Consider the following 12293-nt stretch of genomic DNA (forward strand, 5'->3'; position numbering starts at 1 on the left):
AGGCCATCAATCCAGCCCAGGCAACACCCAGCCCATCAAAACGTCTGCCCCAGGTTCAGATACACCGCCTGTTCATCATCGTCGTTAAAGCCATAGCTGAAATTCAGTGGCCCCAGCGGTGTATCGAAGCCGAGGAAGATACTGGCGGCGTTGATGTAGCCGCTGTCGAATTCGTTGTCGTTGTTCCAGGCCCGGCCGCGTTCCAGTGAGCCGCCGATGTACAGCGGGAAGTCCAACGGCAGGTAGGTTCGCGGTGTGAGGCGGCGGTAATACACAGCGCGCATCAGGCTGATGTTCTGCCCGGAGACCCCGTCTTCGCGAAAGCCCGACAGTTGCCGCGCGCCACCGAGCACAAAGCTGGACGTCACGACTTCAGCCGTGTCCAGTGTTCGACCGTAGCGCCCACCCAGGATGAAGGTGTCCGGGCCGCTGCTCAGGGCTTTGTCCAGCTTGAACTCCCACTGGCGGTAACGCTGGTCGGAACCCAGCCCTGGTTCGTATTGGCGCCAGGTCAGGCCGATGTCTTCCCCTTCGTGGGGGAAATACACGTTGTCGAAGGAATCGAAGGAGTACTTCAGCTCATAGAAACCTTCATTGAAGTTTTCGCTGGGCTGGTCGTGATCGCCGATGCGCACATCCGCCTTGCCCCAGGCCTGGCCGACACCGAAGCGGATTTCGCCGTTGTTGCCGATCTGGCGGCCCACGTTCAGCCCGAAGCCATAGCGCTCGACGCGATACTGGGCCACCGGATCGTTGTCCAGGATGGACTCCACGTTGCGGGATTCGAATTGCCCGTAGGGGGCGATGAAGTAGCGTGAACCGACATCCAATGGCTGGTAGAACTCGCTGTACAGCTCCTGCTTGTCGCCGATCTGCGCCCGGGTCAGCCATTCGGCACCGAGGCGATTGATGCCGTTGACCCGATAGCTGGCCCCCAGGTTGAAAGCGCTGTCGCCGCGCATGTCGTCCGACAGGCTCAACCCCAGCCGCAGGTAGTCGGTGCCGGTGCGTCTTCCCCGGGCGCTGATCACCAGCGTGTGATCCGGGCCCTTGCGGACTACGCGGTATTGCACCTGTTCGAAGTAATCCAGGCCGTACAGCGTGCCCATGTCGGTCTGCAGGCGACCCAGGTCCAGCGGCTCACCGATCTTCTGGCGAACGTAATAGCGGATCACGTCATCGCCGACTTTCGAGTCGTTCTCCACACGAATGGCGGTGATGACCGGCGTGCGCTCGCTTGGGGTGCGCGCGGCCATGAGCTCGGCGTCGGGCGCCTCGGACGGGCGTAGAGGAGCCAAGCGTGCCTCGAGTATCCGCGTGGCACGGTAACCGGCGTCGATTATCTCCTGGGCCCGGCCGAAATCGGTGGAGCCGAAGCTCGCCAGCGCTGGCTGGATCAGCACGTCGTCTTTCTTCAGCGTTGCCAGTTGCTCTTCAGAGTTGCGCCGGGTCATCAGGGTGGTCGATTGGTTCAGCACGTCGACCACCGTGACCAGTTGCTTGCGGTTGCGCAGGGGCGTGCCGATGTCGACCACGATGGCCACGTCCACCCCCATTTCCCGGGCCACATCCAGCGGGATGTTGTCGGACATGCCGCCGTCCACCAGCAGCCGGCCGTCCAGTTCCACCGGGGCGAATACCGCCGGGATCGACATGCTGGCGCGAATGACCTTGGGCAGATGACCTTTTGCGGAACACGACTTTTTCGCCCGTGGCGATGTCAGTGGCGACTGCGCGAAACGGGATCGGCAGTTTGTCGAAGTCCCGTGTATCGCTGGCGTGGGCCAGCAGGCTTTCGAGCAGCAGGGCCAGGTTCTGGCCCTGGATGACCCCCAAGGGCAGGCCGAGACTGCCATCGTCACGAAAGCTCAGTTTCTGTTTGACCAGGAAGTCCCGGTCATCCTGCTTGCGCCGGAATGGTACGTCCTTGCGCGGCGGCGCATCGGACAGAGCCTGTTGCCAGTCGATGCCCAGGGCGAGTTTTTCCAGTTCGTCGATCTTGTAGCCCGAGGCATACAGCCCGCCGATCACCGCGCCCATGCTGGTACCGGCGATGGCATCGATCTTGATGCCTTGCTCTTCCAGGGCCTTGAGCACGCCGATGTGGGCCAGCCCCCGTGCGGCACCGCCGGACAGCACCAGGCCGATTTTCGGGCGTGGCGCTTCGACGGCGGGCTCGTTGGCATGGCCGAGCAGGGGCAACAGCAACAGAAGCAGGAGGGGTAGGAGGCGGCGCATCGTCAATCTCGGGGCGGGCGTCAAAGGCGGGTATTATAACGACGCCTTCGAACCCAGGAGTCCACCCGCAATGACCGAACGTAAACCGGAAGTCGTCATCACGTATTGCACCCAGTGCCAATGGTTGTTGCGCGCTGCCTGGCTGGCCCAGGAACTGCTCAGCACCTTCGGCGACGACTTGGGCAAAGTGTCCCTGGTGCCGGGCACCGGTGGCGTGTTCCACATCACTTGCGACGATGTGCAGATCTGGGAGCGCAAGGCCGATGGCGGTTTTCCCGAAGCCAAGGTTCTCAAGCAGCGGGTCCGCGACCGGATCGATCCGGAGCGGGACCTGGGCCACAGCGATCGGGTTCAGTGAGACGCCGCTTGGGCGCCAACCTCCGGTTTCTTCGAACCGCCCAGTTGGCTTGAGATCACAATGGCCGCGATGATCACCACACCGCCCAACAGCATGCGCAGGGTCGGGTGCTCATCGAACAGCCACCAGGCCATGGCGATGCCGTAGACCGGCTCCATGGCGAACACCACCGCCGCCGTGCGGGCCTTGATCACCGCCAGGCTGGCGACGAACAGGCTGTGGGCCAAGCCGGTGCAGAACACGCCGAGCAAGCCGATCCACAACCAGTCGATGGGGCGAACCTCGCTCAATTGTGGCGCGGCCATCGGCAGCAGGCACAACCCGACCACCACGTTCTGGCACAGCGCGGCCTGCACCGGCGGGACGTGCGCCGAACCGGCACGATTGGTCAAGGACAGCAGGGAGAAGAGCAACCCCGAGGCCACGGCCCACAGCAGGCCAGTGGTGGCACCGCTGGCCAAGTCGAAGTTCGGCGTGACCAACACCAGGCCGACGCTCACCAACACCACCAACCAGATTTCATTGGCGCGAATCCGTTCGCGGAAGATCAGCCCTTCAAGCAACACCGTGAAGGCCGGAAAACTGGTGAACCCCAGCGTGGCGACCGCCACGCCGGCAACCTTCACGGCGATGAAAAAACTCACCCAGTGTCCGGTCAGCAACAACCCCCCGAGCAGCAATCGCCGGCCATCCTGGGCCCGCAGCTTCTGCCAGCGACTGTTGCTGGCGAACCGGGCAAACATCGCCAGGGCGAGCACGGCGAAGACGGCGCGACCAAACACAATGACCGTTGGCGAGGCTGTGGCGAGTTTGCCGAATACACCGGTCAGGCCAAACATGAGGGCGCCGATGTGCAGGGCGCCGAGGGCGGTACGAGGTGTCATTTCAATCCTTTTAACAGATAAGCCAAAACCGACGGACAAACATCAATCCCCTGTAGGAGCTGACTGTAGGAGTTGACTGTAGGAGCTGACGAGTGCAACGAGGCTGCGATCTTTCCCCAGACACTTGAATCGCAAGCGAAAGATCAAAAGATCAAAAGATCGCAGCCTCGTTTCACTCGTCAGCTCCTACACAGCTCCTACTGCTCCTACAGGGCATTTAAGCGTTGGAGAGGTGCTGGCGTCTGTCGCGATCCTAGCGATTTTTAGCGCGAATCTAGCGTTGACGCCGCAGCGTGCCCGGAGAGACGCCGAATTCGCGCAGCACCGCTGCGGCGAAGGCACTTTGGGAGCTGTAGCCGACGCGGTGGGCGATCTCACCGATGGGCAGCTGCGACTCACGCAACAACGCCACGGCCTTGTGCAGGCGGCGACTGCGGATGTAATCCATCGGGGTTTGCCCGCACTCGGCGACGAAGCGCGCGTGCAGGCGGGCGCTGGAGAGGCCGGCGACTCGCGCCAGGTCCGCCACTTGCAGCGGATAGGCGGCGTTCTGGTCGATGTGGGCGTTGAGTGCGGCGTAGGGCAGGCGCCGGCCGCCGAGGGTTGCCTGGCGAGCGTTATTGAGACTCGCCAGCAGCAGCACCGCGCCTTGCTGGGCGATCACCGGATCGTCCACCGGGCTGCCCGCCAGCCAACTGACCAACTGGCTTTGCCCCGCATCCAGGGGCAGGCGAGCGGTATCGTCGAGCAAGCGGCGGCTGGCGTCGGCGTGATCCCCCAGGCATTGCCCGAGCCAGTCATCACTGGGCACATCCAACACCAGGCAACGGCTGCCGTGGGGGCTGCCGCAGCCGTGATGCGCGCCGGCCGGTACCACCACGAAGCTTTGTTGCACCACCTGGCTGCCATGCCCTTCGACCTCGAAATCCAGCGCGCCAGACAGCCCGAACACCAGTTGGGCATGGTCATGGCTGTGGGCGATCAAGTCGTGGCTGTAGTGGCGTAGCGTGAGGATCGGTCTCATCGCGGTCTCCCGTGTCTGGCCGCCAGCATACACCGAGGGCGCAACGCCCGGCGCTGTCACGCAATGGACTTGTGTTTGTCATGGGCCATTAACCGCTGGCGTGCACAGTGGCAAAAACGATCAGAGGGTTGCCCAATGACCAGCGCCGAGCTCGCCAAACCCAGCCGCAAACAGCGTGTTCGCACCCTGTGGATTTCCGATGTGCATCTGGGGACCCGGGATTGCCAGGCCGAGCACCTGTCGCAGTTCCTCAAGGGCTACCACGCCGACAAGGTCTACCTGGTGGGGGACATCATCGACGGTTGGAAACTGCGCGGTGGCATGTATTGGCCCCAGGCCCACACCAACGTCATTCGCCGCTTGCTGACGATGAGCAAGCGCGGCACCGAAGTGATCTACGTCACCGGCAATCATGACGAATTCCTGCGGCGTTATTCGAAGCTGATCCTGGGCAATATCCAGTTGGTGGACGAAGCGGTACACGTCACGGCCGATGGGCGGCATCTGTTGGTGATCCATGGCGACCAGTTCGATGTCATCACCCGGTACCACCGTTGGCTGGCGTTCCTTGGGGATTCGGCCTACGAGTTCACCCTCACGCTGAACCGCTGGCTCAACCATTGGCGAGCCCGTTACGGCTACGGCTACTGGTCGTTGTCGGCGTACCTCAAGCACAAGGTCAAGACCGCCGTCAGCTTCATCAGCGATTTCGAAGAAGCCATCGCCCACGAGTGTGTGAAGCGCGAACTGCATGGTGTGGTCTGTGGGCATATCCACCATGCCGAGATGCGCATGGTGGGCGAGGTGGAATACCTCAATTGTGGCGATTGGGTCGAATCCTGCACGGCGCTGATCGAGCACTGGGACGGGTCGATCGAGTTGTATCGGTTGGCGGAGGCCCAGGCGCGGGAGGCGCAGTTGAAAGCACTGAAAGTCGCCGAACCTGCTTGAGCCCGTAGGAGCTGACGAGTGCAACGAGGCTGCGATCTTTCCCCTGACGCTTGAGTCTCAAGCGAAAGATCAAAAGATCGCAGCCTCGTTGCACTCGTCAGCTCCTACAAGGCCGGTGCGTCAGCCATCGCCGCCTTGTAGATCGACTGCTTCGGCGCAGCAAACACCCTTTCCAGCATCGGCTCGAAGAAACTCAACGGCAGCGTGTCGTACTCGGGGTCGAACGCCGCCGCGTCATATTTCGCACAAAAGTCGACCGTCGCCTGGTACTGCGGATGTTCGAAAAACTGCTCGCGCAGGTGCCGGTCCATGCCCAGGTGATGGAAGAAGTAATAGCCCTGGAAAATCCCGTGTTTTTCCACCATCCACAGGTTTTCGGCGCTGACGAAGGGCTTGAGGATCGCCGCGGCGATGTCCGGGTGGTTATACGAGCCGAGGGTGTCGCCGATGTCGTGGAGCAGGGCGCAGACCACGTATTCGTCGTCCCGTCCGTCACGGTAGGCGCGGGTGGCGGTTTGCAGGGAGTGGGTCAGGCGGTCCACCGGGAACCCGCCGAAGTCGCCGTCCAGCAGTTTCAAATGGGCCAGGATCCGGCCCGGCAGTTGCCGGGCATAGGCGCTGAAATCGGCTGCGATGATCGCCCAGTCTTCCTGGGTGCCGTCCCGCATGTGGGTAAAGCGTGCATGAGTGTTCATAGGCAATCCTTTGGCTAGAACGCCACCTTGCCCAGCAGCATGTCGCGGTACATGACGAAATCGCCGAGCAGGCTGTAGAACGGATGCTGGAAGGTGGCGGGACGGTTTTTTTCGAAGAAGAAGTGCCCGACCCAGGCAAAGCCGTAGCCGGCCACGGGCAGTGCGAGCCACAGCCACCCGCTACCCACGACGAGGGCCATGACGAACACCAGGATGACCAGGGAGGTGCCGATGAAATGCAATCGGCGGCAGGTGCTGTTGCTGTGCTCGCCGAGGTAATACGGGTAGAACTCGGCGAACGTATTGAATCGTTTAGCGTTTTCCACGACGGCTGACTCTGTGGTTATTGTTCTGATACTCGAAGTCTAGAACCATCATTTACAACAGCCAGTGACAATGGGCGCCACTTTAGTATCCTTCGCAAATCCAGCCGTACCCTGCGGCTCGTCATGCAAGTAAAACGTCATGAACGAACGAACGACTTCTTCAAGCTGGGCGATGGGGATTGTCAAGGCGTTGGAAATCGACGGCCTGGATTGTCGGGTGCTGTTCAAGCAACTGGGGCTGGACTTTGATGCGCTGGACGATCCGGATGCACGCTTCCCCCAGGACTCGATGACGCGGCTCTGGCAACGGGCGGTGGAGTTGTCGGGTAACCCGGCCATTGGCTTGAACATGGGCAAAGTGGTGCGCCCGGCCTCGTTCCATGTAGTGGGCTACGCCTTGATGTCCAGTCGCACGCTGGCGGAGGGTTTCCAGCGACTGGTGCGATACCAGCGGATCATTGCCGAAAGCGCCGACTTGAGTTTTCGTCGGCTGGAAGAAGGCTACGGGCTGATTTTGACGGTGCACGGCGACCACTTACCCCCCACTCGCCAAAGTGCCGAAGCATCCCTGGCCTGTGCGTTGGCCCTGTGCAACTGGCTGACCGGGCGTACCTTGCACCCGGTAAAAGTGCTGTTCCAAGGCACCGAACCCCTGGACCTGGCGCCTTATCAGCGAGCCTTCTGCGCGCCGCTGGTGTTCGACGCGTCTTATGACGCGCTGATTTTTGAACGGGCTGACATGGAGGCGCCGCTGCCTACGGCCAACGAAGCCATGGCGCAGTTGCATGATCGGTTTGCCGGTGAATACCTCGCGCGTTTTTCGGAAAGCCGTGTGACGCACAAGGCACGACAAGTGTTGTGCCGACTGTTGCCCCAGGGCGAGCCCAAGCGTGACGTGGTGGCGCAGACGCTGCACTTGTCACAGCGCACCTTGCAGCGGCGCTTGCAGGAAGAGGGCACCAGTTTCCAGAGTTTGCTTGAGGACACCCGTCGCGAACTGGCCGAGCAGTACCTGGCGCAGCCGGGCATGACGCTGCTGGAAATCGCCTATTTGCTGGGGTTTGCCGACCCGAGCAATTTTTTCCGGGCCTTCCGTCGCTGGTTCGACACCACGCCTGGCGAATACCGGGCACGGTTGGCGAGTCAGCCTGAAGCGGTCAGTGACGCCAGAACGCCGGGATACACAGCACGAACACCGTGATGATCTCCAGTCGGCCCAGCAGCATGCCTCCTGACAGAATCCACTTGGCCGCGTCCGGCAGCGGTGCGAAGTTGCCAGCCGGCCCGATGGTTTCCCCCAGCCCCGGGCCGACGCCGGACACGGTGCTGGCCGCGCCGGTCAGCGCCGTCATCCATTCCACGCCCAGCAACGACAGCAGCAGGGCGATCACGCAGATGGTGATGGCGAAGAAGAACGAGAACGTAAGGATCGAGCGGACGATTTCTTCGTCGAGGCGATGACCGTTGTATTTCTGCTTGATCACCGCGCGGGGGTGGATCAGTTGATTAAGGTTGGCCCGCAGCAGGATGTAGGCGACCTGGAAGCGGAAGATCTTGATCCCGCCGGCCGTCGAGCCTGAACAACCGCCGACGAACCCCAGGTAGAAAAACAGCATCAGCGAAAAATTGCCCCACAGGCTGTAGTCGCCGAGGGCGAAACCGGTGGTGGTGACGATGGACGTCACGTTCAGCGCCACGTGCCGCAGCGCGTCCAGCCAATGCAGGTCGGTGGTCGCCCAATACCAGGTGCCGAGCACCAGCCAGGTCACCAGCAACACCCCGATGAGCCCCTGGACCTGCTGGTCCTTGATCAGCGCCCGACGATTGCCCCGCAACATCGAGACGTACAGGGCAAACGGCAGGCTGCCGAGGATCATGATGACAATGACGACCCAGTGCACCGCCGGCTGGGTCCATTTGGCCAGGGACAGGTCCGAGGTGGAAAAACCGCCGGTGGAGATCGCCGACATCGCATGGTTGATGGCATCGAACAGGCTCATCCCGGCCCACCAGAGCGCCAGGGTGCCGAGAATGGTGATGCCCACGTAGGACGCCACGATCAGCCGCGCCACCATGTGGGAGCGGGGCATGACTTTTTCCGAGCGGTCCGACGATTCGGTCTGGAACAGCCGCATGCCACCGATGCGTAGCAAGGGCAGGATCGCCACCGCCATGCCGATGAAGCCGATACCGCCGAGCCAGTGCAGCAGCGAGCGCCACATCAGGATGCCCGGGGACATGGTGTCCAGGCCGCTCAGGACGGTGGCGCCGGTGGCGGTGATGCCCGACATGCTTTCGAAAAACGAGTCGGTGTAGCTGATCTTCTGGGTCAGCAGGAACGGCAGCGCGGCAAAGATACACACCACCAGCCAACTGCTGACGGTCAGCAAGTACATGTCGCGCGGGCGCAGGTGGATGTGTTCCGGGCGCCCGGGCAGCACCAGGGCCAGGCCGGCGAGGAAGGTGATCATGCTCGACCAGAGGAACGACGGCAGGTCGCCGGTGCGCTCGAAGACCATCAGGGTGGCCATGGGCACGACCATGAAGATCGCCAGGGTGATCAGGAAGATGCCGATGATGAAACCAATGATCCGCAGGGTCGGCAACGCCATGAAGTCCGCTCAGGCTGAAAAAGGAAGGGCGCCATTCTACCCGCGACAAGCGCCCTGTAAACCGGCACCCGGCGCGGAGTGGGCAGCTGGCCGCGGAATTTGCGCTAACGAACTCGCCGCACAGCCACTAGAATAGCCGGACATTTTTTCAGGAGGTGGCCGATGCAGGCTCTCGACGCTTTGCTCAACCGTGTTTCCGTCCCGCGCCTGGTGGAGCCGGCCCCCACGCCGGAACAGCGCGAACTCATGTTCGCCGCGGCCATGCGGGCACCGGATCACGGCCAGTTGCGGCCATGGCGTTTTCTGACGGTCGAAGGGCAGGCGCGCAATCGCATGGGCGAACTGCTGGCCGAAGCAGCGCGGTTCAATGACCCGCTGGTACCGGAAGCCGTCGTGGAAAAGGCCCTCAACGGCCCATTGCGCGCGCCCCTGGTCGTGGTGGTGATCGCCCGTCTGCAGGACCATTTCAAAATCCCCAAATCCGAGCAACTGTTGGCGGCCGGCTGCGCGGCCCATGGCATCTTGTTGGCGGCGTATGCCCAAGGGGTTGGCGGCGTGTGGCGCACCGGTGAACTGGCGTACTCGCCGCATGTGGCCAGGGGGCTTGGCCTTGAGGACGGGGAAGAGGTGATCGGTTTCCTCTACCTGGGCACGCCGCAGAAAGAAGCGCGCACGGCGCCGAAGGTGGAAACCGCCGAATTTGTCAGCGAGTGGACAGGCCTGTAGGAGCAAGCTCCCCCGCCACAAAATCAACGGCCGACGGTGGCGTTATTTACACTCGTCAGCAATAGCCTCGGCCAGCAGGTCCAGGCGCGTGGCGTCGATGCCGGCCACGTTGGCCCGGCCGGTGCCGACCATGTAGACACTGTGGCGCTCGCGCAGGTGCTTGACCTGTTCCGGCGTCAGGCCGGTGTAGGAAAACATCCCGCGTTGCACGCCGATATGGGCGAAGCGCTCGCGCAAGCCATGGGGTTCGAGGGCCTCCAGCAAGCCGCTGCGCAATTGCGCGATGCGCAGGCGCATGGCCTGGACTTCATCGGCCCACAGGCTCTTGAGTTCCGGGTTGCCGAGAATGGTCGCCACCACGGCCGCACCATGGTCCGGCGGTGTCGACCACAGGTTGCGGGCGATGTTTGCCAGTTGGCTGCGGATGTCCACCAGCTTCTCGGCATCCCGGGCACAGACGATCAACGCACCCGTACGATCGCGGTAGAGGCCGAAGTTCTTCGAGCAGGAACTGGTGACCAGCACTTCCGGCAGGGTCTGGGCAAACAGCCGGACCGCCCAGGCGTCCTGTTCCAACCCATCGCCGAAGCCCTGGTAGGCGAAGTCGATCAGTGGCAGCAGGTCGCGGTCGCGCACCACCTCCAACACCTGGTGCCATTGCTCATGGGACAGGTCGAACCCGGTGGGGTTGTGGCAACAGGCGTGCAGCAGCACCACATCACCTTTGGGCGCCTGGTTCAGGGCCGCCAGCATTGCTTCGAAATCCAGGCGGTTATCGGCGCCCACGTAAGGGTAGTGACTGACCTTGACCCCGGCCGCGGCGAAGATGGTCTCGTGGATCGGCCAGGTCGGGTTGCTCAGCCACACGCCACGGCCCGGCAAACATTGGGCGATGAAGTCGGCACTCAGGCGCAGCGCACCGGTGCCGCCTGGTGTCTGGGTGGCGCCGGCACGTTTGGCGCTGATCAGTGGTGAGTCGGCGCCCAGCACCAGCTCGTTGATCAATTGGCCGAACGCAGCGTCGCCATGGCCGCCGATGTAGGTCTTGGTGGTCTGGCGATCCACTAGCCGTTGTTCAGCCTGTTTCACTGACTGAAGAATCGGCGTCAGGCCCTGGGCATCCTTGTAGACGCCCACGCCCAGGTCGAACTTGCTCGGGTTGGCGTCCGCCCCGTAGGCCTCCATCAGGCCCAGGATCGGGTCGCCGGGTACCCGGCCGATGGCGTCGAAATGCATTACTTGCGGCCCTCGGCGGTCTTGGCCACGTCATCGGTGCGGGCGGCCATGATGAAATCGTTGCGGTGCAGGCCCTTGATGGAGTGGCTCCACCAGGTCACGGTGACTTTGCCCCATTCGGTGAGCAAGCCAGGGTGGTGGCCTTCGGCCTCGGAAATTTCACCGACAGCGTTGGTGAATGCCAAGGCGTGCTTGAAGTTCTTGAACAGGAAAACTTTTTCCAGTTGCATCACGCCGTCGCGCACTTCGATGTTCCAGTCGGGGATCTGCTTGATCAGCACCGGCAGTTCTTCGTCGCTGACTTGTGGGGCATCGGCGCGGCAGGCTTCGCAATGGGCTTGGTTCAGAGTGTTCATGGTGTGTTCCCGGATCGAATATTTGAAAACGTCGATGCACCCACGCTAAAGCAAAGCCGTGTTGTGCAACAGACTCAATTGAGATTAAAAGACGCGGTTCACGCAGCCTTCGGTGGGAATTTCGGCGTGTGCAGGCCCAGTTCCCGACCGCGCTTGACCATGCCCATGATGTCTTCGTGGGCCAGGTCGAACAGGCGCTTGAGCTCGGGCAACACGAAATACACCGGTTGCAGGATGTCGATGCGATACGGCGTGCGCATGGCTTCCAGTGGATCGAAGGCCTGATGCTCAGGCTCGTCGGACAGGCAGTACACGGTTTCCTTGGGCGAGGACAGGATGCCGCCACCGTAGATGCGCCGGCCCTGCGGGGTCTGCACCAGGCCGAACTCAATGGTCATCCAGTACAGGCGCGCCAGGTAGACGCGTTCTTCCTTGGACGCCTGTAGGCCGAGCTTGCCGTAGGTGTGGGTGAATTCGGCAAACCAGGGGTTGGTCAGCAGCGGGCAGTGGCCGAAGATCTCGTGGAAAATGTCCGGCTCTTGCAGGTAATCCAGCTCTTCGCGGGTACGAATGAAGGTCGCCACTGGAAACTGCTTGCTGGCGAGCAATTCGAAGAAGGTCTGGAAGGGGATCAGCGCCGGCACCCGGGCGACTTGCCAGCCCGTGGTCGCGCCCAGCACCTTGTTGATTTCATCCAGTTGCGGGATACGGTCGTGGGGCAGGCCAAGCTTGTCGATGCCGTCCAGGTATTCCTGGCACGCACGGCCTTCGATGACTTTCAGCTGGCGGGTGATCAGCGTGTTCCACACCGCATGTTCTTCGGCGGTGTAGTGGATAAAACCTTGCGCATCGGGCTCGCGGGCCACGTACTGCGTCTGCTTCATGCT

Annotated in this window: 13 protein-coding genes and 1 pseudogene; 4 read left to right on the top strand and 10 right to left on the bottom strand. The window is 62.3% G+C overall.

What is annotated here, in order from left to right:
* Positions 1-35: 35 nt before the first annotated feature.
* Together LOY50_RS07600 and LOY50_RS29070 are read right to left on the bottom strand one after the other, a co-directional pair.
* A complete protein-coding gene (locus LOY50_RS07600) occupies positions 36-1592 on the bottom strand; it encodes a BamA/TamA family outer membrane protein (protein WP_408980860.1) in 1557 nt (518 codons plus the stop codon).
* A 30-nt stretch (positions 1593-1622) separates the two neighbouring features.
* Positions 1623-2238: pseudogene (locus LOY50_RS29070) on the bottom strand (patatin-like phospholipase family protein); the annotation flags it as partial.
* A 70-nt stretch (positions 2239-2308) separates the two neighbouring features.
* On the opposite strand from LOY50_RS29070, the gene LOY50_RS07605 reads away from it, so the two are divergent.
* On the top strand, positions 2309-2596 hold the full coding sequence (locus LOY50_RS07605; RefSeq protein WP_258690570.1) for a SelT/SelW/SelH family protein: 288 nt from the start codon (positions 2309-2311) through the stop codon (positions 2594-2596).
* Here LOY50_RS07605 and LOY50_RS07610 read toward each other — a convergent pair.
* Together LOY50_RS07610 and LOY50_RS07615 are read right to left on the bottom strand one after the other, a co-directional pair.
* Positions 2590-3480 carry a DMT family transporter gene (locus LOY50_RS07610; protein WP_253472368.1) on the bottom strand — a complete coding sequence of 297 codons (891 nt, stop codon included), beginning with the start codon at positions 3478-3480 and terminating at the stop codon, positions 2590-2592. The genes LOY50_RS07605 and LOY50_RS07610 overlap by 7 nt on opposite strands.
* A 274-nt stretch (positions 3481-3754) precedes the next feature.
* A complete protein-coding gene (locus LOY50_RS07615) occupies positions 3755-4504 on the bottom strand; it encodes an AraC family transcriptional regulator (RefSeq protein ID WP_253472370.1) in 750 nt (249 codons plus the stop codon).
* A gap of 135 nt (positions 4505-4639) precedes the next feature.
* Between LOY50_RS07615 and LOY50_RS07620 the strand changes: the two genes are divergently transcribed.
* Complete coding sequence (locus LOY50_RS07620) at positions 4640-5455, top strand: UDP-2,3-diacylglucosamine diphosphatase (protein ID WP_258690571.1); 816 nt, start codon at positions 4640-4642, stop codon at positions 5453-5455.
* Between the two features lie 104 nt (positions 5456-5559).
* Here LOY50_RS07620 and LOY50_RS07625 read toward each other — a convergent pair whose 3' ends face one another.
* Both LOY50_RS07625 and LOY50_RS07630 read right to left on the bottom strand, forming a co-directional pair.
* The gene (locus LOY50_RS07625) at positions 5560-6150 is read right to left on the bottom strand and encodes an HD domain-containing protein (protein WP_258690572.1); all 591 of its coding nucleotides are present in this window, start codon (positions 6148-6150) and stop codon (positions 5560-5562) included.
* 14 nt (positions 6151-6164) lie between these two features.
* Positions 6165-6476, bottom strand: a complete 312-nt coding sequence (locus LOY50_RS07630) for a DUF962 domain-containing protein (protein ID WP_027912759.1) — start codon at positions 6474-6476, stop codon at positions 6165-6167.
* A 139-nt stretch (positions 6477-6615) separates the two neighbouring features.
* On the opposite strand from LOY50_RS07630, the gene LOY50_RS07635 reads away from it, so the two are divergent.
* Positions 6616-7677, top strand: coding sequence for an AraC family transcriptional regulator (locus tag LOY50_RS07635; RefSeq protein WP_253472375.1), 1062 nt, complete (start codon positions 6616-6618; stop codon positions 7675-7677).
* On the opposite strand, the gene LOY50_RS07640 is transcribed toward LOY50_RS07635, so the two are convergent.
* The gene (locus LOY50_RS07640; protein ID WP_253472377.1) at positions 7634-9088 is read right to left on the bottom strand and encodes a TrkH family potassium uptake protein; all 1455 of its coding nucleotides are present in this window, start codon (positions 9086-9088) and stop codon (positions 7634-7636) included. The genes LOY50_RS07635 and LOY50_RS07640 overlap by 44 nt on opposite strands.
* Positions 9089-9250: 162 nt before the next feature.
* Here LOY50_RS07640 and LOY50_RS07645 point away from each other — a divergent pair, with 162 nt between their 5' ends.
* Positions 9251-9814, top strand: a complete 564-nt coding sequence (locus LOY50_RS07645) for an NAD(P)H nitroreductase (protein WP_258690573.1) — start codon at positions 9251-9253, stop codon at positions 9812-9814.
* Between the two features lie 42 nt (positions 9815-9856).
* On the opposite strand, the gene LOY50_RS07650 is transcribed toward LOY50_RS07645, so the two are convergent.
* The 3 genes from LOY50_RS07650 to phhA form a co-directional block, all read right to left on the bottom strand.
* Positions 9857-11050 carry an amino acid aminotransferase gene (locus LOY50_RS07650; protein ID WP_258690574.1) on the bottom strand — a complete coding sequence of 398 codons (1194 nt, stop codon included), beginning with the start codon at positions 11048-11050 and terminating at the stop codon, positions 9857-9859.
* Entirely contained in the window at positions 11050-11406 is a 357-nt protein-coding gene (locus LOY50_RS07655) for a 4a-hydroxytetrahydrobiopterin dehydratase (protein WP_003184087.1), read from the bottom strand. Before LOY50_RS07655 ends, LOY50_RS07650 begins: the two co-directional genes overlap by 1 nt.
* Before the next feature lie 98 nt (positions 11407-11504).
* Entirely contained in the window at positions 11505-12290 is a 786-nt protein-coding gene (gene phhA, locus LOY50_RS07660; protein WP_018614446.1) for a phenylalanine 4-monooxygenase, read from the bottom strand.
* Between the last annotated feature and the right edge of the window lie 3 nt (positions 12291-12293).

It is taken from the genome of Pseudomonas sp. B21-010 (genome assembly GCF_024749325.1).
GTDB classification, from domain to species: Bacteria; Pseudomonadota; Gammaproteobacteria; order Pseudomonadales; family Pseudomonadaceae; genus Aquipseudomonas; species Aquipseudomonas kilonensis.

Coding starts and splice junctions, on each gene's coding strand:
- LOY50_RS07600 (WP_408980860.1), bottom strand. CDS start 1,592: ATGTCCGACAACATCCCGCTGGATGTGGCCCGGGAAATGGGGGTGGAC.
- LOY50_RS07605 (WP_258690570.1), top strand. CDS start 2,309: ATGACCGAACGTAAACCGGAAGTCGTCATCACGTATTGCACCCAGTGC.
- LOY50_RS07610 (WP_253472368.1), bottom strand. CDS start 3,480: ATGACACCTCGTACCGCCCTCGGCGCCCTGCACATCGGCGCCCTCATG.
- LOY50_RS07615 (WP_253472370.1), bottom strand. CDS start 4,504: ATGAGACCGATCCTCACGCTACGCCACTACAGCCACGACTTGATCGCC.
- LOY50_RS07620 (WP_258690571.1), top strand. CDS start 4,640: ATGACCAGCGCCGAGCTCGCCAAACCCAGCCGCAAACAGCGTGTTCGC.
- LOY50_RS07625 (WP_258690572.1), bottom strand. CDS start 6,150: ATGAACACTCATGCACGCTTTACCCACATGCGGGACGGCACCCAGGAA.
- LOY50_RS07635 (WP_253472375.1), top strand. CDS start 6,616: ATGAACGAACGAACGACTTCTTCAAGCTGGGCGATGGGGATTGTCAAG.
- LOY50_RS07640 (WP_253472377.1), bottom strand. CDS start 9,088: ATGGCGTTGCCGACCCTGCGGATCATTGGTTTCATCATCGGCATCTTC.
- LOY50_RS07645 (WP_258690573.1), top strand. CDS start 9,251: ATGCAGGCTCTCGACGCTTTGCTCAACCGTGTTTCCGTCCCGCGCCTG.
- LOY50_RS07650 (WP_258690574.1), bottom strand. CDS start 11,050: ATGCATTTCGACGCCATCGGCCGGGTACCCGGCGACCCGATCCTGGGC.
- LOY50_RS07655 (WP_003184087.1), bottom strand. CDS start 11,406: ATGAACACTCTGAACCAAGCCCATTGCGAAGCCTGCCGCGCCGATGCC.
- phhA (WP_018614446.1), bottom strand. CDS start 12,290: ATGAAGCAGACGCAGTACGTGGCCCGCGAGCCCGATGCGCAAGGTTTT.